The organism is Pandoraea sp. NE5, from assembly GCF_024363545.1.
In the GTDB taxonomy this organism is placed as follows: domain Bacteria; phylum Pseudomonadota; class Gammaproteobacteria; order Burkholderiales; family Burkholderiaceae; genus Pandoraea; species Pandoraea cepalis.
The window spans coordinates 4,522,717-4,542,344 of the sequence record NZ_AP025517.1; the positions used below are offsets into that span (position 1 = coordinate 4,522,717).

Here is a 19,628-nt window from a genome sequence, read left to right on the forward strand (position 1 = left end):
TCGTAGATAGAGATAGGCGAACTGGCTTCATTGATCCCCCCGTCACGCGTTGCTTGGCGTGGCGCACGCCCCGATGTCGGTGCGTGTGCCAAGGTCGCGTCGTGCTTCCTGCTGAGCGTCGGCACGCACCGCGCAGCGATCGGCAACCCGGCCTCGCAACGCAAGTGGGCCACAACGTCACCCTTGTCGTCCAGGCATCCCATCCCTAAACGGAGTCACCCGAATGCGAATCGCCGACCTGAAAATCCGAACCCGACTGGCCATCGGTTTCGGCACGTTGCTAGCCCTGTTGTTGACCATGCTTGTCATCACCCTGATGCGCTTCGTCGCCATCGAGCGCGATAACGAAGAACTGCTCACCAGCGCGTGGGTCAAGGCCGATGCGGCACACAGCATCGATGCCATGGTGCGTGGCAACGGCCGCCGCATGCTGGAGATCTTCACGATCACCGACGCCGCGCAACGCAACACCATCAACCAGCGTATCGACGCCAATCTCAGCCGGATCGCCGAGGCGCAGGCCGTGCTCGACAAATACGTGGTGTCGGCGCACGGCAAACAATTGATGACCTCGATCCGGCAACACAACGACGCGTTTGTGACGGCACGTCGTGCGATGCTCGCCGCATTGACCTCGGGCGAGCGAGACTTGGCGCTGGACCTCACCCATCGCGACGCCCTCCCCGCGCTCGACGCCATGCAGGCCGAAGCCGCCGAACTGGTCACGCTCCAGAAAAAGATCGTCGACGACACCGGCGCCACAACGCGCGCCGGCATCGTCTTCGCCAAATGGCTGCTCATCGCCATCGGTGCAGCGGCAACCCTCCTGGGCATCGGCGCCGCCTGGTCGGTCACGCGCAGCATCACGCGTCCGCTCGCGCGCGCCGTGGCCGTGGCCGAGCGCGTGGCACAGGGCGATCTCACGAGTCGCATCGATGTGACCAGCCGCGACGAGACGGGCCAATTGATGGGCGCACTCAAACACATGAATGAAAGTCTGGAACACATTGTGCGACGCGTGCGACACGGCACAGCCGCCATCGCCTCAGCATCGGGGCAATTGCTTGCCGGCAACACGGATCTATCGTCCCGCACCGAAGAGCAGGCCGCATCCCTGGAAGAGACCGCCTCGTCGATGGAAGAGTTGACGGCCACCGTGCGCCAGAACGCCGATAACGCGCGGCAAGCCAGCCAATTGGCCGCGAACGCGTCGGAAATCGCCGGTGAAGGCGGCCGGGTGGTCGAACGTGCGGTCGCCTCGATGCAGGGGATTGCGGCCAGCTCGACGAAGATCAACGACATCATTGGCGTGATCGACGGCATTGCCTTCCAGACCAATATCCTCGCCCTGAACGCCGCCGTCGAAGCGGCGCGTGCCGGCGAGCAGGGTCGCGGTTTCGCCGTCGTGGCGGGCGAAGTGCGCACGCTAGCCCAACGCAGCGCCGCCGCGGCCAAGGAGATCAAGACGCTCATCGAGACGTCCGTCGACAAGGTCGAAGACGGCTCGGCACAAGTGCGCGACGCCGGTCGCACGATGGCGGAAATCGTGCAGGCCGTGCAGCGCGTGACCGACATCATGGGCGAAATCTCGGCGGCATCGAGCGAGCAATCGGGCGGCATCGAGCAGGTCAACACCGCCGTCATGCAGATGGACCAGGTCACGCAGCAAAATGCCGCGCTCGTCGAGCAGGCCACGGCGGCCGCCGGGTCGTTGGAAGATCAGGCGCGCTATCTGCGCGACGCCGTCGCCGTGTTCCGGCTGACCGATGGCGACCTCGTCACGTCCATGCTCGACGCCCCCGCCCAGACGGCCGCCAACGGCCCGCTGGGCGACGTGCTGGCGTTCGCCCGGGCGCGCCATACCGCGTAATCGGCATCATCGGCATCATCGGCGCCTTCGCCGTTCCGGCCGTGCCGCTGGGGCGTGCCGGCGAGGCGCCGCGCCCGCCCGCAGGCGGTGCCGCCGGCCGGCGCAAACCCCCATGCCTGCTGGGCTTCCAGCCGATGTCACGCTCAGCGCGGCATGGAGACATTGGAGTATGATGGCTGCTGCTATGCTTTTTCCCACCGTCTGGAAAAGAGGTGTACCGTGGCCCGAAAGACCCCCATCGAGCGCTACCGAAACATCGGCATCAGTGCTCACATCGACGCTGGCAAGACAACGACGACCGAGCGCATCCTGTTCTACACAGGCGTCAACCACAAGCTGGGCGAAGTCCACGAAGGCGCTGCCACGATGGACTGGATGGAGCAGGAACAAGAGCGCGGCATCACGATCACGTCTGCCGCGACGACCTGCTTCTGGCGCGGCATGGCCGGCAACTATCCCGAACACCGCATCAACATCATCGACACGCCGGGCCACGTCGACTTCACGATTGAAGTCGAGCGCTCGATGCGCGTGCTCGACGGCGCCTGCATGGTCTACGATTCGGTCGGCGGTGTGCAACCGCAGTCCGAGACCGTCTGGCGGCAAGCCAACAAGTACAAGGTGCCGCGCATCGCGTTCGTCAACAAGATGGACCGCGTGGGTGCCGACTTCTTCCGCGTGCACAAGCAGATTCACGAGCGTCTGCGCGGCAATGCCGTGCCCATCCAGATTCCGATCGGCGCCGAGGACAATTTCCAGGGCGTGGTCGATCTCGTGAAGATGAAAGGCATCGTCTGGGATGAGGAATCGAAGGGCGTGAAGTTCGAATACGTCGACATTCCGGCCAATCTCAAGGACACGGCGCAGGAATGGCACGACAAGATGATCGAAGCCGCCGCCGAGGCCGATGAGGCGCTGCTCGAAAAGTATCTTGGCGGCGATACGCTGACCGAGGCCGAGATCCGGCAGGGGCTGCGCAAGCGTACCGTCGCGGGTGAAATCGTGCCGATGTTGTGCGGCACCGCGTTCAAGAACAAGGGCGTGCAGGCCATGCTCGACGCTGTGATCGATTACCTGCCGTCGCCCGTCGACGTGCCCGCCATCGCCGGTCACGACGAAGACGACAAGGAGATCGAACGCCACCCGTCGGACGACGAGCCCTTCTCCGCCCTCGCCTTCAAGATCATGACGGACCCGTTCGTCGGCCAGTTGATCTTCTTCCGCGTGTACTCGGGCGTGATCGACTCGGGCGCCACCGTCTTCAATCCGACCAAGGACAAGAAGGAACGCTTGGGGCGTATCTTGCAGATGCACGCCAATCAACGCATCGAGATCAAGGAAGTGCGGGCGGGAGATATCGCCGCGGCGGTCGGTCTGAAGGAAGCGACGACTGGCGACACGCTGTGCGATCCGAACGCCGTGATCATTCTGGAGAAGATGGAATTCCCCGAGCCCGTGATTTCGCAGGCGGTCGAGCCCAAGACCAAGGCAGACCAGGAGAAGATGGGCCTCGCCCTGAATCGGCTGGCGCAGGAAGACCCGTCGTTCCGCGTGAAGACCGACGAAGAATCGGGCCAGACGATCATCTCGGGCATGGGCGAGCTGCACCTCGAAATTCTGGTCGATCGCATGCGCCGCGAGTTCGGCGTGGAGGCGACCGTCGGCAAGCCGCAGGTTGCCTATCGCGAAACGGTGCGCAAGAAAATCGAAGACGTGCAGGGCAAGTTCGTCAAGCAGTCGGGCGGACGCGGCCAGTATGGCGACGTGGTCATCACGCTGGAGCCGGACAAGGAAAAGCCGTATGAATTCGTCGATGCGATCAAGGGCGGCGTGGTGCCACGCGAGTTTATCCCGGCCGTGGACAAGGGCATTCGCGAGACGCTGAACAACGGCGTGGTGGCCGGCTATCCGGTCGTCAACGTGAAGGTTACGCTCACGTTCGGGTCATACCATGACGTGGACTCGAACGAAAACGCGTTCCGCATGGCGGGCTCGATGGCGTTCAAGGAGGCGATGCGCCGCGCCGACCCGGTGCTGCTCGAGCCGATGATGGCGGTCGAAGTCGAGACGCCCGAAGAGTTCATGGGCAACGTGATGGGCGACCTGTCCGGTCGTCGCGGCATGTTGCAGGGTATGGATGACATCGTGGGCGGCGGCAAGATCGTACGCGCCGAGGTGCCGCTGTCAGAAATGTTCGGTTACTCGACCTCGTTGCGCTCGCTCACGCAAGGGCGCGCCACGTACACAATGGAATTCAAACACTACGCCGAAGCGCCGAGGAACGTGGCCGACGCGATTATTTCGACCAAGAAGTAATGCGTCATCGGATGTCGAGCGCGGTGTCAGGCGCGGCGGGTCAGGATTGACCGCCGCGCCCGATGTCGTTATCCGGCTGTCGCGCTCGCTAACGCGCTGACTGCCGCTCCGTCATAAGGCGTGATCGGCCCGAGAGAATCGGGCGTCGCGGGCACGGGCGCGGTCAGTAAGTGCGCAGATGCTCGGCGTGATGCGACAGATGATCCGCCATGAAGGTCTGAATGAAGTAGTAGCCGTGGTCGTAGCCGGGGTGGCGCCGCAGGTTCAGCGGCTGACCGGCATCCTGGCAGGCGCGCTCGAAGAGGTGCGGATGCAGTTGTGATTCGAGGAATTGATCGTTCAAGCCCTGATCGATCAGGATGCCGCCGGGAAACACCACCTGCCCGGCCTTCGCCATCAGTTCGCTGGCGTCATACTGACGCCATGTCTCGCGATCCGCGCCCAGATATCCCGCGAATGCCTTCTCGCCCCATGGGCAACGCGTTGGCGCCGCGATCGGCGCGAATGCCGACACCGAGCGGAATTTGTCAGGGTTGCGCAGTGCTAGCGTCAGGGCACCATGCCCGCCCATGGAGTGGCCGAAGATGCCGATCCGTCCCGCATCGATCGGCAGCGATTGCGTCACCACGCCGTAGAGTTCGTCGACGATATAGCTGTACATGCGATAGTGCGCCGACCAAGGTGCCTGTGTCGCATCGAGATAGAAGCCGGCGCCGACGCCGAAATCCCAGGCATCGGTCTCGCCCGGCACGCCAGCACCACGCGGGCTGGTGTCGGGCGCAATCAGCGCCACGCCGTGTTCTGCGGCGAGCCATTGCGCGCCGCCCTTGATCATGAACGTTTCTTCCGTGCAGGTAAGCCCCGCGAGATAGAACAGCGCCGGCACCGCCCGGCCGTCACGCGCCTGAGGCGGGATGAACACCGAGAAACGCATCGGCAGGCCGATGACAGTCGACGTGTGGCGATAGAAGCGTTGCGCACCACCGAAACAACGGTGTTCGGAAATGAGTTCGAGCATGACGAAATCCGGGAGGGTTCGGGAAGTCGGCCATGGCGCCGCGCCGCCGGGAGCGGGGCAACCATTGCGATGATGGCCGCTATCTTACCTCGCGAGGCGACAGGTGACATCGGCGAGGTGCGTGGGGTGCGCGATGTTCATTCTAGCGGGTTGCATGACGGTCGCGATGTCGCGCAGACGTTCGTTCAGGCGACCTGATGATACCGAAGCCAAAGTCCGTGTTAAGTTGCTGTGCCACCACGTTGCCAACGATTGTGGAACTGGGCTGAAGCTCAGGCGAAAATGCTGCCACCGTGGTACGTCGAATGTCGACGCTCCGGCCTGCTCCGGCCTGGCGACATCGATTGATCGGGCCAGCGAATTCGTCTCCAGCGGTAGAACAACTACTTCCACCGCCCCCGGGCCAATCACCGCCGCATGCAGGTGGCAGGTAGCTCCGGAGGCGCTTCGCTCCGCCGGCATCGCCATCGATCACGGCGCCTCGCCTGCCATTGCTTCCGCGCCTTCACGCCCCGCATGCCTGGCCGCCCGTTGCTCAGCCACGGCTCGCCTCGCCAGCGTGCCCAAAGTGTGTATCTCCTTTTCAACGTCCCGGGTCCACGGACGTCCATAGTTAATCCGGATGTGACGGCGAAATTCGCTATCGCGTGAAAAAATTGCACCGGGTGCTATCGCGATTTCGTGCGCTTCGGCCATTTCGAACAACTGCACTGCCCCTACGCCTTCTGGAAGTTGCACCCAAAGGAAGAATCCGCCCGGCGGCCGGACCACCAGTGTCCCTTTGGGGAAGTACTTTACGACAGCGGCCACCATCCGTGTCTGAAGGGACGCCAGTTCGCGGCGCAGCTTACGCAGCAGCCGGTCGTAATCCCCATGTTCAAGGAGGCCCGCAATTGCGCATTGCACGGGCACAGACGCCGGGTCCATTGTCAGCCAACGCGCGTGCTCAATTCTCCTGGCGTAGCGCCCCGCGGCTACCCAACCGAGGTGCAGGCCCGGCGCAAGGCTCGTCGAGAACGACCCGCAGTGCAGCACGAGACCTTTGGCATCGAAGCGCTTCGCCGGATACGCCGGCGTCAAACCGAAATGCAGTTCGCGGAATACGTCGTCCTCGATCAGCGGCACGCCATATATGGCCAGTAGCCTCACAAGTGCCTGCTTCCGTTCATCGGAGAGCGTCGCGCCTGTTGGCTGATGCAGTGTCGTCATAAACCAGCAAGCCCGTACCGGACGCTGCCGCAACGCCTCCTCTAATACGCCGAGGTCGAGTCCATGGTGTGGATCGACAGGGATTTCCACGGCCTTAAGACGGAGGCGCTTAACCACATCTCGCACGGCGTGGAAAGCAGGCCGTTCAATTGCGATGGTGTCGCCAGGCCGAGTCAGAACCTGCAGACAAAGCATCGTTGCGTCGAGCGCGCCACTCGTCACAACAACCTCTTCGATTGGGACCGCAACACCTGTGACAACGTAGCGCAGGGCGATCTGGCGACGCAGATCCGCTTCTACCTCTCCCGCCGACAAGGCGTTCCGGGAACTCGCCATCCTCCGAATTGCTGCAGCCAAAGCGCGCGCAATCCGGCTAAACGGGAACAGCTTGGCACATGGCTCGGAAGAGCCAAGCCACGGATGCGCGCATCGACGTTGAGCCCTCATGAAGCGGATAGTCAGGCTGTCACCACCCACGTCCTCAACACTGTGCTTCGAAACGAGGGTTAAGGCTTTCGTTGACGCGGGCCCGCTTGCGACGAAATAGCCCGAGCGAGGTCTTGCGACGATCAGGCCTCGTCGTTCGAGGGTGTAGTAAGCATGGAAAACGGTTGAAGGACTCACGCGATACGAACTGCTCGCCCGGCGCACCGACGGGAGTCGCACACCGGGTTCAAGCGTACCGTTCAGCATCAGACTTTCGAACTCCGCCGCCAATTGGAGATAGCGCTTCATTATTGTGTTATGCCAACCAAATGGAGCTATTCCGCTCTGCCCCGGTTGAGGGTGGAACGCGTCGTTCAGAAATTCCGACCCCGCCAACTGAGCGCGGTTGCGGCGCCAGCCGGCTTTTTGGACGCGGCGCTGGCGGTCTCGAAAAGTACCTTCAGCCGGCTGGCGCCGAGCGCACGGCTGTAGAAAAACCCTTGACCATACTCGACACGGTTCGCGCGTGCGACGTTGTGATGCGCCGAGTTCTCAATGCCTTCGACCACGACCACGGCGCCCATCTCATGGCCCATGCGCGTCAAAGTACCGATGTGTCGGGATCGCTCATCGGGATTCATTCCCAGCACGCGCCTGTCAATCTTTACCATCTCAAAGGTCATCGCTGCCGGCAGTTCAGGTTCAACGTCAGCAGGCCGCGCGACCGACAGGGCAAAACGCACGCCTATTTCACGCGCCCGCGCCATCATCGGGATGAGTCGGTTTTTGAACTTCCTCGCGCTGCCCGCCCCGATCTTTAGCATCAACGGGGGAAGACCGAGGGAACCAACGTCGCCAAGGTGCGCGAGGAACGCAGAACTTACCAAGTAAGACGCGGGCGCTGTAACGCCGAGGTAGAGCGATTTTGGAGCACCGATTTCCCGCAACTCCTGGGCGGCGCGCGACAGGACAAAACGTGTCACCGGTCCGATCAAACTACTCTTCTCGATGACGTCCATATAGTGAGCCGGGCCCAGCGCGCCGTACTTCTGGTTGTCCCAACGCAACAGGGCGTCGACGCCCACGCACCTGGCCCGCCTCACGCCAACGACCGGTTGGTACTCAAGGTGGAATTCGCCGCGACGTAGCCCTGCACGCGCAGCACGCAGGAGCGACTTGTCGTAGCGAAACCACCGCTTGAGGGCCCAGCCGACAACGACGACCAGCACCGCCACCAGGATCGGCCACAATACAAAGCCCGATAGGGTCCATGCTGAGGCGCGCTGTGTCGCTGCGCTTGCCGACGGCCGCGCCGGGGCGAGCGTGTCGGCCTCGATCCAAGGCGAGTTCGCCCGGGTTTCACAATCCGCACCCAATGAGCAGTCCGAGACCGGCATTGTCGGCGGTTCCGGCGATTGCTTCGCCAGGTCGGCCCGCGACGTGCTACCCACCAGCGCGTCAGAGGCTAGAAGGCCATTTCGTTCTGCCGCTGCCTGGCCGCTGATTTGCCACCGCACGTCGCTGAGCAGCGTCGCAAGGTTCGCCTCTGCATGGGCCCTTACAGCAGTAGTTCCAATGACAACTTCACGCGCATCCTTCAGCGAATCGCAGGTATTCGTTAGCACAGGCACCGGGCCGGCGACCGGGCCGACAAGGGCTGCGGGAACAACGGGCAACCGTACAATGGACGCGCAGGGTGCGCCAAAGCGAATCGGGGGCGCGGGTGGGTCGGCGAGCCTGTCCGTCAATGGTTGCCAGTCGTTATGTTCAAGCGTATGAATGCGACTAGAGCGGGTGTCGGCCGGATCTGCAAGAGCAAGTGTGGTGCCTGCGCAGATGACCAGGATGACTGTCAACCCTTGTTCCGAGGCACGACCGAGCGCGACGAACGCGCTGCGCCTGATTTTTGATACAGGGAACCCAAATGCCATTGGTCTATCACTAAAAGAATTCGGCTTGAAAAATCGTTATGGATCGGACCGCTTCGCGTCGGCGAAACTTCGAAGGCAGTGGAGCCTGTCTGGGCCGCACTTTGCCAGCGTGTGTGCGTCCGCAATAGAAGCAGATTGCGAAAGAATGGCCGTATCAGATTGAGAAGTGGCTATCTTCCGAGGTTAGGCGTGTGTGCTGGCGGGGCCGGTCCGATGCCCGAAATCGTGTTTTCCGTAAGGAGCACCCGTTGAAACGGTACGAGCGGTTAGCCGAACAAATCAGTGAGCTCATCAAGCGCGGTGATCTGCCACCCGGCGCGCGTATTCCTTCGGTTCGCTCGGCTTGCAAGGCATGGGACGTGAGCCCCGCGACGGTATTTCGCGCCTACTACCTGCTCGAAGACAGGGGCGTGATCAAGGCGCGCCCGCGCTCAGGCTATTTCGTGTCGCCGACTACCGGAGCATTACCGCGGCAAAGGCCCCGGACCTCGCCGGGTGCCGATCCGAAGACCGTCAATATCAGCGACCTTGTCTTTGAGGTACTCGAGACGATCAGGCAGCCCGAGACTGTCCCATTGGGTTCAGCGTTTCTGAGCCCTACGTTGCTTCCAATGGCACGTGTCGGAAAGTCATGCGCGACTGTCAATCGCTCAACGCACCTGGCCAGCATGGTTGACGGCCTGCCGCCGGGGTTTGAAGGATTGCGCCAGCAGATTTCGTTGCGTTACCTGATGTCGGGGATGATGGTGCCTGTCGATGAGATCGTCATTACGAGCGGTGCACTCGAAGCCCTGACGCTCAGCGCCCAGTTGCTGGCCGCGCCAGGCGATGTGATCGTGATCGAAAAGCCGACGTTTTACGCAGCGCTGCAGGCTATCGAGCGTTTGAGGCTGAACGTAGTGGAGATTCCCGTCGACCCGGTGAAGGGTCATGATCTGGATGCGCTAGCGCGGGCGCTGCAGCAGCATCCGGTTCGGGCCTGCTGGTTCATGACCTCGTTCCACAATCCGACCGGAGTGACGCTGGTCGATTCCAGAAAGCAGGCGCTGGTTGATCTGCTCGCCAAACACGACGTGCCGCTCATTGAGGATGACGTCTACCACGAACTGCATTTTGGCCCGGACCCGGTGCGTCCGGCCAAATTCTTTGACCGGAAAGGTCTTGTCATCCATTGTGGATCGTTTTCGAAGTGCCTTGCCCCCGGATATCGTATCGGCTGGGCGGCAGCCGGAAGGTTCGCGGGCAGGCTGGAACGTGCGAAATGGATGACCACGCTATCGGCCAGCATGCCGGCCCAGCGCGCAATCGCCGACTATCTGGAGCACGGCGGCTACGAACGATTTCTTAAAAAACTACGTCGCGAGTTGGCCCATCAGCAATCGCAGATGCTTGACGCGATCAGCCGGTACTTCCCGGCCGATACCCTAGCCACCAAGTCCGACGGCGGTTATTTCACCTGGGTAACGCTTCCGGACCACGTAGACTCGATACAGTTCTTCCAGGCTGCGCTCAGCAGTGGCATCAGCGTCGCGCCCGGACCTATCTTCTCAGCGGACGGCGCCTTCCGGCACCGTGTACGACTGAACTATGGATACCCATGGTCAGCGCGGCTCGAGAATGCGGTTGCGACACTAGGTGCCCTGTGCGCTGATGAATCGCGTTGCGGCGCCAGGCTTGCCGGTCCGGTTCGGCCGGCATGATACGGACGTCGATCTCAACCCGGCACGCCGGCCGGTGAATCGTGAATCTCATGCACGACAATACGCGCCTTGCCTGCGACTTTCGCACGATACATCGCGGCATCCGCCGCACGTAACAGGGCTTCGCCACTTAACGACGCTGCCTGGCCGCGCAGTAGCATGCCGATACTGGCTGATAACCTGACGACCTTCGCCCCAAACGTTATGGGCTGGCTCAGTGTCAGCAGGATCGCCCGTGCAATTCTCTCCAGTGCAGCGTGATCGATGGCAGGGCCGGCCAGCAGCACGGTGAACTCATCCCCGGCGTGCCGCGCAACCAGATCCCCGCCACGCACGCAGCGGCTTATCCGGCGCGCGGTTTCAACCAGGACTTCGTCGCCGCACTGATGCCCGTAGGTATCGTTGACAGCCTTGAAGCCGTCCAGGTCGATAAACATGATGGCCGCCACACCGTCGCTGCCTGCTGCGCACGCCTCATCGAGCCTCTCGAAGAACGAGCGTCTGTTCGGCAGGCCGGTCAGCGCGTCGTGGAATGCCTGGTGCCGCAGGCGATCGAGCAACGCCCTTCGCTCAGTCACATCCTGCACCAGCAGGCAGTACCCATCATCCGCCTGATCATGGACACGACGCGGCACCATCACACCACGCAGGACACGTTGGCTCCCGTTAAGCGTCGCTCCAACCTCGTACTCGACCCTTTCGCCGCTGAGCACGCGCTGGACGTACGGCTCGATGGCAGCAAAAAAATCAGCGTCGAGAACCTCGTGGGTGAGCCGTCCCACGATCTCCTCGGGGTCCAACCCCAGCCACTCGCGATAGGTTGAGTTGGCGAACCGATAACGTCGCTCACCGTCGACGTACGCGACCAGCGCCGGCAGATTGTCAGCGATAGCGCGCAAATCCACGCGCGTGGCTCCCAATTGTCGCTCGGCGCTCGTCAGTTGCTCATGCGCCTTGCGCAGACCTTCCGAGGCCTCATGGGCTCCCCGATGCAACGCAGCCTCCCGCGCATCGCGCGCGGCTTTTTCCTGTTGCTCCGCCTGGGTATCATGAATGACAAACAGCCAGCCGCCGTCGCGGGCCGACGTCGTCTGCCTCCGTGCCACCTGCACTCGCGCTGGCTTTCTTTGCTTGTTGCGCAACCTGAACGTTACGTCGAGTGTCAGGACCTCGCCCCCCCGGCTACGAATATCCAGGGACTGCACGGCCTGCTCAAACCTGGTCCGGTCGCTCGCATCCAGCAGATCGCGTATGTTCGTTTTCGTCAGCGGAGCGCGCGAGTGCGCGAAGAATTTCACGCAGGCATCATTCATGTGTCGCCACTCCCAGTCCCTTCCGATATGTGCGATAGCGACTGGAGTCCGATGGAACGTCTCGACGTAAAGCGTGTGCTGGGTCTGAAGCCGGTCGATCGCCCGAAGCACCTGCAAGCGATCAGCGCTGTCCAGCTTGCGCAGGCCAATTTCGTGCTCGAGCATTTGCCCCAGGTCTGCCAGCATCTGACGCTGTTGGCGCGTGAAACGCCGCGGCATCGAGTGCATCACACATAGCATACCGATGGGTTTACCGCACGGTAGACGCAGCGCAATGCCTGCGAAAAAACGGATTCCAAAGTGGTGGGTTGCCAGTGGCCCCTGCGCAAGCTCCGCATCGGACAATGTATCCCTGACGACAAACGGTTCCTCGCATTGGAGCGTCCGGCCATAGTAAGTCGCCACATGGAATACGACGTTCCGTTGCAGCGACCGACTTCAGAAACTGGATGCGCGCATCGCCACGCATGGCTAGAAAACGCCGGTCTACTTTCACGTAATCGAACCGGAAGTCCGCGAGCAAGTCAAAATTGGTGACGCCTGTACCGAAATCGTCGAGTGACAGGTGTACGGCGCGTTGCCTTAAGTGGCCAAGGGCCGTGACAACCCGCGGCGTACGCTCGACGCAACTGCGCTCGGTGAGTTCCAAAATGAGGCGCTCCAGCATCGGACCGGCGGACTCGCAGACATCCTCGACAAAGCCGTCCTTCATCAGATGCCGCGCGCAGACGTTGACCGATATATGCCAGTGCTGGGGGAACGGCGGCTGGCTCAGTGCGTTAGTCGCCTCGCGCAGCACGAAACGGGTCAACGCGCCGAGCAGCCGCGAGCCTTCGAGCTTCCCAATGAACTGCCCCGGCCCCGCGGCGCCGAACTTTGGATGGCCCCACCGGAGCAGCGCTTCCACGCCCACGCAATGTCGCATGCACATGTCCACAATGGGCTGATAAACGACATGGAACTCACCACGGCGAAGACCGATGCGCACCGCGCGCCGCAATCTCGCTTTTGGGTGAACGCAATAGCCAACGTACACAATCGCGTCGCAAGCAGATAGTGCGAAAAGCAGAACGACGGCGGCGTGAGCGGCGAACAGGCTGGCCGCGAGGAAGCCCGCCAGGCTCGACGCAACGACGACAGTCACCGCCGCGTCGGGATGCTCGTCGAATATATAGGTCGCAGCCAGCGTATTCGTGCTGTGTAGCGTTGCAAAAATCGCATGGCGTTCTTTTCGCACGGTTATCGTAGTTGCGAACTATGACCTGGCTGCGATCCCAAAACGAGTAGCAGTCACGTATCAAAACATGCGTATCAGATCCGATGTCGTACCCGGGCAAGCTGGCCGGCAACTCACCGGAGCAGGCTTGTCTGCTTACACGATGCCGCCCGGAAATCCCACCTGACCGGCCTTGGCCATCAGTTCGCTGGCGTCATACTGACGCCACGTCTCGCGATCCGCGCCCAGATATCCCGCGAACGCCTTCTCGCCCCACGGACAACGCGTTGGTGCGGCGATCGGCGCGAATGCCGACACCGGGCGGAATTCATCAGGTTTGCGCAGAGCGGGCGTCAGGGCACCATGCCGGCCCATCGAGTGGCCGAAGATGCCGATGCGTCCCGCGTCGATCGGCAACGATTGCGTCACCACGCCGTAGAGTTCGTCGACGATGTAGCTGTCGATGCGATAGTGCGACGATTGGCAATTTCGCGCATGTTGGCTTCGCCCGGGATTGATCCAAGTCATCACGCCTGGCTCGGTCTTTTATATCCTATTGAGATATATCCAAAGCGCGCATGGTATGTCGCGACGCGATGCGCTCATGCCGCTGCCAGGCCCATGCGCGCAGCAGTGCCGATGCATCAGCGATGCTGACGCAGAAAATGACGGGGGAGCCTCCATGACCGAGTTCAGAACATTCGACATCTTCCGCTACGATCCGGACGGCGATTCTGCGCCACGCATGCAGACGTTCACGATCGACATCGCGCCAACCGACCGGATGCTGCTCGATGTGTTGATGCGACTGAAGGCTCTTGACGAAACGTTGAGTTTCAGGCGCTCGTGCCGAGAGGGCGTATGCGGGTCGGACGCGATGAACATCAACGGCAAGAACGGTCTTGCCTGTACGACGAATCTTCACGATTTGCCACGTCATACGGTGTTGCGCCCGCTCCCCGGCTTGCCGGTCGTGCGCGACCTGATCGTGGACATGACGGCATTCTTCGAGCAATACCATTCGATCATGCCGTACCTGATCAACGATACGCCGCCCCCCGAACGCGAGCGCCTCCAGTCACCGGACGAACGCGATGCGCTCGACGGACTCTACGAATGCATCCTGTGCGCCTGTTGCTCGAGCGCCTGTCCGTCGTTCTGGTGGAATCCCGACAAATATGTTGGCCCCGCGGGGCTGCTGCAGGCCTACCGGTTCCTCGTTGATTCACGCGATGAAGGCGCAAACGCAAGGCTCGACAATCTCGAAGATCCGTATCGGCTGTTTCGCTGCCGATCGATATTGAACTGCACCGACGTTTGCCCCAAGGGATTGAACCCAGCGAAGGCCATCGGCGAGATCAAATCCATGCTGGTGCGCCGGACCCTTTAAACCGAACGCCACGCGAGCCCTCGGAAAACTGATCCACGCGCGACCGGCCGGCCGGCCCAAGCGTGAACGGTGCCAAGTCGGTGACGCTCATGCAATCCGACCCGCTTGAGGTCGTACAGCCTTCGACTAGAAACACCCCCCGTCTCAAAAAATTTGTCACAATTTCTAAACTTTTCGCCGCACACGTCGCTATACGGTAAAGGACGTGGGAGACGTGCGGTGATCTGTTGCACCGCGCTCGACGCGAGATGTTCCCCGCCGGGAGATTTGTCACATTTGCCGGTTATGATGCGTCCCGCCATGTGAGACGCGAATGGCGATCAGGCCGCGTCAGGCACACCGAGCCCCGTCCCGCCAGGCAGTCGCAGCAACGTAGTCCATTAGCAGTGCACAACGAAGCATCGCGCCACCACTGCCGGCACGGTCTCCCTTCAAGGATCGGTCAGGACAAGGACGACGATGCATGACACCGACCAGATCATCAGAGATTTACCGGGGCCCCAATGAAGCTGATCCTGCTGGCGCTTGCCGCCTCGCTGTTTACGCTCGTCATGATGGTACAGGCGCGCAGCGAAGCCGACGACGTAGGTATCTCCGCTGCCCGCGCGCAACCGCCGGGCGTCATCGTCAGTGACCGCGTACGTACGCGCAAGGACATGGCGATGTGGAATGCTCGCCGCAAGATGCATGCGGTGCGTCAGGAAGACTGACGCGGCCAGGGCATCGGTTCCCGTGCAGCAACATGCTGCAACGCACCAAACTTGGGCATCCTCCGCAACCGTCCTATAGTGGAAGGGAAATTCAGGTGAGGAGACAAGAACGATGCCCGCACTTCACTTCAACCTTTACGACCTGACCCTGTTCCTGCCGATGGCCGTGGCCGGTGCATTGCTCGTTGGCGGCATTCCCGTCACCACACGGGCCACGCGCTACAGTCTGCGCGCGGTCGGTGCCGTGGTCGGCGCCCTCGTCGCGTTGCTGGTCATGGAGGCGTTGCCCGTGTTGGTGTAGCCACCGGGCGCCCCGAGCAGGCAAGTCGCGATCCGGCTTCGGATAGCGACTTGCGGAGCTATCCCTGTCGGCCCCGTCGCCCGTAGCCCGTTGGCAGGTTGGCCCTGCCGTGCTAGTCGCGACGTCGGTCACGTCGCTGTCATCACGGCCACCTATGCTGGTTTGCGGCAACTTCGGTTGCGCTGTCACCCTCTCTGTTGCGCCGCCGACCCGCTCGGCGGCTTTTTTTATGTCGAGGCCGATGCCCCGCATCCCCGCGTTTGCACCGGCATCGTTTTCTCCCAACGCGCACACCGCCATGGCCTACAATCACCGGAAGTGCAACGCTTCGCGCCAAGTCTCCAGCGCTCGACATCCGGGACACCGCGCTACGCCGACAGAGGAGGTTTCCGTATGTCCGACGCGCTCTCCCGCGCCTTCGCCGTGGTCATCAATCAGTACCGCTCGCCCCGTCAGTACACCGTTTCGGTCGAACGCACAAGTGAGATGATCGCCAAAAATATCGGGCTGTTCTCCGACGGCTTCGCCGCGGAACCGCATCTGATCGTCGGCTTGTTCGAACGCGAAGCCGACGCCTGGGCCCTCGCCCGACGTCTGCAGCGCACCCGCACCACCATGCAGGCCCTGCTCCAGACGCCCGCCCGCGCCACCTCCGTCTCGCCCCCCGAACTCGATCCGAGCGACTGATACCCCTCACGTCTTTCGCCGCCCCCCTCGGCGTCGCCGCTTGACTGCGTCACCGGATCCTCTCTCGCCCCTTCCCGTCCCGCGTCCGCCGCATGCCACGTCCTCTTCCTCTTATTCCTCGCGCCAGCACACGTTAACCGGTGATCTAAAAAACGTCCCCCGGCGTTCGCTTGCAAGCGTAGAATTCGGAATTCCATATATCACTGATACCGGCAAGCACCGGAATCCCATGTCGAACCCCGCTGCCAGCGCCGACTTTCCGGCGTCCTACCCAGCTTCCGCGCCCCAAGCGGCGCTTGCGCCGCTTGGCCCACTGACCAGCACGCCGGTGCTGATCGACCTGGTGTATTCGCGTCTGCGCGACGCCATCGCCGATCTCACATTGCCGCCGGGCGAGCGCATCCGCCAAGCCGAGTTGGCCGATGCCTTGGGCGTGTCGCGTCAGCCTGTCAGCCATGCGTTGCAGTTGCTCAAGCGCGACGGTCTGGTCTGCGACAGCGGGCGCCAAGGGCTCGAGGTCGCGCCGATCGACGCCGACCATCTTCGCCAGCTCTATCAGGTGCGCACCGCGCTGGATGGGCTCGCCGCCCGGTTGGCGGCCACGCGCATGGCACAGGGCACGCTGACCGACGTCGAATTGCGCCGCCTGCAGGACGCCGTCGCCGCCGGCATGGCGATGACACGAGGCACGCCGGTGGCGCGTCAAGTCCGCGTGGAGGTTGCCTTCCACACGGCGCTGCACGACGCGTCGGGCAACCCATTGATCGCGCAAACGGTAGCGCCGCAATGGCCGCACATCATGCGGGCGATGGCGGCAACGCTCGGCGCGATGCCGATGCAGGAAGTCGTCTGGCATGAGCACGGGGAGATCGCCGCGCGCATCGCGGCGGGCGACGCCATCGGTGCCGAAGCCGCCGCACGCGAACACACCGAAGCCGACGGCGGCCAGTCGCGACGCGAGTGGCTTGCCCGACTGGCGGGGACCCACTGACGATGCAAGCCGTTATCTCTGCTGCCCTGCCCGTCTTCGGGCTGATCTTCGTGGGCTATCTCTGCGCCCGCCGGGCCTGGCTCGGGGAGGGCGCCCTCGACGCCCTCAACCGTTTCGTCGTCTATCTCGCCCTGCCCGCCGTGCTGTTCCAGTCGATGGCGCAGATTACGTGGGCGGAGCTGGTCAATCCGGGGTTTCTGGGGGCGTTCGGCGGCGGCATGGCGGCGACCTTCGCGCTGTCGTTCCTGCTCGATCGCACGGTACGAGGACGGCTGACCGACGCGAGCATCGAAGGCATGGGCGCCGCCTATCCGAACGCCGGGTTCATGGGACTGCCGCTGTGCCTCGTGGTCTTCGGTCCGGCCAGCGTGCCGGCGGTCGTCGTCGCGATGCTGCTTACCGCCACCGTGCTCTTCGCAATCTCCATCGCGATCATCGAGACGGATTTGCAAGTCACGCCGAACTGGCGTCGCACGGCAGGCTTCGTAGTCCGCGCGCTGGTGCGCAATCCGCTTGTCGTCTCACCGTTCGCCGGCATGGCATTTGCGGGCGCCGGTATCGCGTTGCCCGCCCCCGTGCTGCACCTCACGACATTGCTCGGCGGTGCCGCGAGTCCCTGCGCATTGGTCGCGATCGGCCTGTTTCTCGCGCAGCGATCGGGCGCGGCGCGAGCGCCGCGCATGGCGCGGGCGGTCGGGCGTCTCGTCGGACTCAAGCTGGTGTTTCAACCGGCCATCACGGCGTTCCTGGCGTTCCGCGTCTTCGATCTTCCCGCGATCTGGGCACACAGTGCCCTGCTGCTCTCGGCGCTGCCCATCGGCACCGGCCCGTTCATGCTCGCGCAACTGTACGGACGCGAAGCCACCGTCGCTTCGCGCGCGATTCTGATGTCGACGGTGCTCTCCGTGGTAACGGTGTCGCTGCTGATTGGGTGGTTCAGCGTGCGTTAAGCGCGCGGAAAGCAACGCCCCGAGACGGCAGGCGCGAACGGCGATCCCTTCAGCCCAGGCTCGCCGCGGGTGCCACGACCACGCGGTCGCGTCCCCCGCGCTTGGCCGCGTAGAGCGCCGCATCGGCGGCGCCGAGCAGGCGCATCGGCAGCGTGTCCCGGTCGGAGACATCGCGCGGATCCACGCTGGCAAGCCCGATGGAAATCGTGAGCGGTACGCGCGCGCCATCGTCGTCGGGCACGTCCAGCCCTGCCACGGCCCGACGCACTCGCTCGGCGACCGTGCCCGCCCAGTTCTGCTCGGTCTGCACGAGCAACGCGGCAAACTCTTCCCCGCCATAACGCGCGAGCGTGTCCGTCACCCGAAGTTGCGCACGCATGCACGCGCTGGCCGCCCGCAAGGCCCGGTCGCCTGTGGCATGACCATGACTGTCGTTGACGCGCTTGAAATGGTCGATGTCGATGAGCAGGCACGCGAGCGGCGCGCCATAACGCGCCCCCCGGATCACTTCTTCCCGCAAGCGCTGATCGAAGTAGCGTCGGTTCGACAAGCCCGTGAGCGGATCGGTCAGGCCGATACGCTTCAAACGCTCGCGATTCCACATGTTCTCGAGACACACCGCGACGACCGCGCCGAAACGTTCGATGAAATCGGTGGCCATCTCCGGCGCGAAGCGGCGCGCGTCGCGGCTACCCAGCGCGATCACGCCGAAATACCGGCCGTTGCGCGCCAGGGGCATCACCACGGCGCTGGCCGGCGGACGTGCCCCGAAGAGCGGCGCGTGGCGCTCGCGCGGCGCACCGATCCAAAGCTGCCCGTCGCCACAGACGGCCGCGAACGTGCCGGCATCCTGCGCAATGCACAGACCGGCGTCGAGTGCGCGAATGCCCTCGGCCGTATCGATGAGATCGCGCAGGGTGTCGTCGACCTCGGCGAGCATCAGCCGTACGCCCGACAGGTCGAAATCGTGACGCAGGCGATTGAGCACCACTTCCAGAAACTCGCCGAAGTCCGGGGCGCCCATGAGCGCCAACTCGATATCCTGGAATCGCTTTAGCGAACGCTCATTGCGCTGGACCGTCGCCAGCAGCGATTGCAAGGAGTCGAGCGTCGGTGCCTGGTTGGTTGCCACGTAAGGTCTCGAAAGACACGCGGCACTTCGCGGCCGCCTAGCGTGATCGCCCGGCATCGTGCCGTAGCGCCCCGGTATCGCGCTCGCACTGCGCGCCGAGAAACAAGTTCCGGGCAGAGACGCACACGTTGAACGCATTCGCCGAACCCGATGGTGAGGCCATGACGACGCCGGTTATCCGACTGTCATTAATTAGCCGTTAACGGCACGCCCCCCACCGGAGTGAAGGGTAGCAGAATCGAATCTTGCCAGACGTGAAATCGAGCCGTCACGCGGCCCTCCCACACCCTAGGGAAAATACTTAGTTCACCCCAACGTCATGCGGCAGCGCATCAAAACACTCGCTGCGGCTCAGGACGTCGTCCGGGCGATCGGCCGGCCATCGCGCCAAGTCGCAGTCGACGGCAACCCATCGCCTTCATGGTGCATCAGCAAAATCGTTGACAGTCGGTGTCGCGAGCCCGCAAC

The 19,628-nt window shown here is 62.9% G+C and carries 15 protein-coding genes and 1 pseudogene; 9 read left to right on the forward strand and 7 right to left on the reverse strand.

The features are described 5' to 3' along the window. Positions 1-223 precede the first annotated feature (223 nt). Positions 224-1,870, forward strand: a complete 1,647-nt coding sequence (locus PanNE5_RS20460) for a methyl-accepting chemotaxis protein (protein ID WP_261938722.1) — start codon at positions 224-226, stop codon at positions 1,868-1,870. Between the two features lie 219 nt (positions 1,871-2,089). Continuing rightward, complete coding sequence (gene fusA, locus PanNE5_RS20465) at positions 2,090-4,186, forward strand: elongation factor G (RefSeq protein ID WP_017232355.1); 2,097 nt, start codon at positions 2,090-2,092, stop codon at positions 4,184-4,186. 163 nt (positions 4,187-4,349) lie between these two features. On the opposite strand, the gene fghA is transcribed toward fusA, so the two are convergent. The 3 genes from fghA to PanNE5_RS20480 form a co-directional block, all read right to left on the reverse strand. Beyond that, the gene (gene fghA / locus PanNE5_RS20470; RefSeq protein WP_017232354.1) at positions 4,350-5,204 is read right to left on the reverse strand and encodes an S-formylglutathione hydrolase; all 855 of its coding nucleotides are present in this window, start codon (positions 5,202-5,204) and stop codon (positions 4,350-4,352) included. 471 nt (positions 5,205-5,675) lie between these two features. Then, the gene (locus PanNE5_RS20475) at positions 5,676-7,148 is read right to left on the reverse strand and encodes a PLP-dependent aminotransferase family protein (RefSeq protein WP_261938723.1); all 1,473 of its coding nucleotides are present in this window, start codon (positions 7,146-7,148) and stop codon (positions 5,676-5,678) included. 65 nt (positions 7,149-7,213) lie between these two features. Beyond that, entirely contained in the window at positions 7,214-8,770 is a 1,557-nt protein-coding gene (locus PanNE5_RS20480; protein ID WP_261938724.1) for an EAL domain-containing protein, read from the reverse strand. 248 nt (positions 8,771-9,018) lie between these two features. Between PanNE5_RS20480 and PanNE5_RS20485 the strand changes: the two genes are divergently transcribed. Continuing rightward, complete coding sequence (locus tag PanNE5_RS20485; protein ID WP_261938725.1) at positions 9,019-10,470, forward strand: PLP-dependent aminotransferase family protein; 1,452 nt, start codon at positions 9,019-9,021, stop codon at positions 10,468-10,470. A gap of 14 nt (positions 10,471-10,484) precedes the next feature. Here the strand turns inward: PanNE5_RS20485 and PanNE5_RS20490 are convergent, their stop codons facing one another. The 3 genes and pseudogenes from PanNE5_RS20490 to PanNE5_RS20500 form a co-directional block, all read right to left on the reverse strand. Continuing rightward, positions 10,485-12,128 (reverse strand): diguanylate cyclase domain-containing protein, encoded by a 1,644-nt coding sequence (locus PanNE5_RS20490; protein WP_261938726.1) that lies wholly within the window; start codon positions 12,126-12,128, stop codon positions 10,485-10,487. Further along, a complete protein-coding gene (locus tag PanNE5_RS20495; RefSeq protein ID WP_261938727.1) occupies positions 12,034-13,020 on the reverse strand; it encodes an EAL domain-containing protein in 987 nt (328 codons plus the stop codon). The genes PanNE5_RS20490 and PanNE5_RS20495 overlap by 95 nt, the downstream gene beginning before the upstream one ends. 138 nt (positions 13,021-13,158) lie before the next feature. Then, positions 13,159-13,479, reverse strand: a pseudogene (locus tag PanNE5_RS20500) (alpha/beta hydrolase-fold protein); the annotation flags it as partial. Positions 13,480-13,681: 202 nt separating this feature from the next. On the opposite strand from PanNE5_RS20500, the gene PanNE5_RS20505 reads away from it, so the two are divergent. From PanNE5_RS20505 to PanNE5_RS20530, 6 genes are all read left to right on the forward strand, one after another. Continuing rightward, the gene (locus tag PanNE5_RS20505) at positions 13,682-14,389 is read left to right on the forward strand and encodes a succinate dehydrogenase iron-sulfur subunit (protein ID WP_261939882.1); all 708 of its coding nucleotides are present in this window, start codon (positions 13,682-13,684) and stop codon (positions 14,387-14,389) included. A 503-nt stretch (positions 14,390-14,892) separates the two neighbouring features. Beyond that, positions 14,893-15,099 (forward strand): hypothetical protein, encoded by a 207-nt coding sequence (locus PanNE5_RS20510; RefSeq protein WP_017232346.1) that lies wholly within the window; start codon positions 14,893-14,895, stop codon positions 15,097-15,099. A gap of 112 nt (positions 15,100-15,211) precedes the next feature. Beyond that, entirely contained in the window at positions 15,212-15,400 is a 189-nt protein-coding gene (locus PanNE5_RS20515; RefSeq protein ID WP_017232345.1) for a hypothetical protein, read from the forward strand. A gap of 393 nt (positions 15,401-15,793) precedes the next feature. After that, entirely contained in the window at positions 15,794-16,087 is a 294-nt protein-coding gene (locus tag PanNE5_RS20520; RefSeq protein ID WP_261938728.1) for a hypothetical protein, read from the forward strand. A gap of 229 nt (positions 16,088-16,316) precedes the next feature. Next, complete coding sequence (locus tag PanNE5_RS20525; RefSeq protein WP_261938729.1) at positions 16,317-17,078, forward strand: GntR family transcriptional regulator; 762 nt, start codon at positions 16,317-16,319, stop codon at positions 17,076-17,078. 2 nt (positions 17,079-17,080) lie between these two features. After that, positions 17,081-18,028: an AEC family transporter gene (locus PanNE5_RS20530; RefSeq protein ID WP_017232342.1), complete on the forward strand. Its 948-nt coding sequence runs from the start codon at positions 17,081-17,083 to the stop codon at positions 18,026-18,028. A 49-nt stretch (positions 18,029-18,077) separates the two neighbouring features. Here PanNE5_RS20530 and PanNE5_RS20535 read toward each other — a convergent pair whose 3' ends face one another. Continuing rightward, the gene (locus tag PanNE5_RS20535) at positions 18,078-19,160 is read right to left on the reverse strand and encodes a sensor domain-containing diguanylate cyclase (RefSeq protein ID WP_261938730.1); all 1,083 of its coding nucleotides are present in this window, start codon (positions 19,158-19,160) and stop codon (positions 18,078-18,080) included. Between the last annotated feature and the right edge of the window lie 468 nt (positions 19,161-19,628).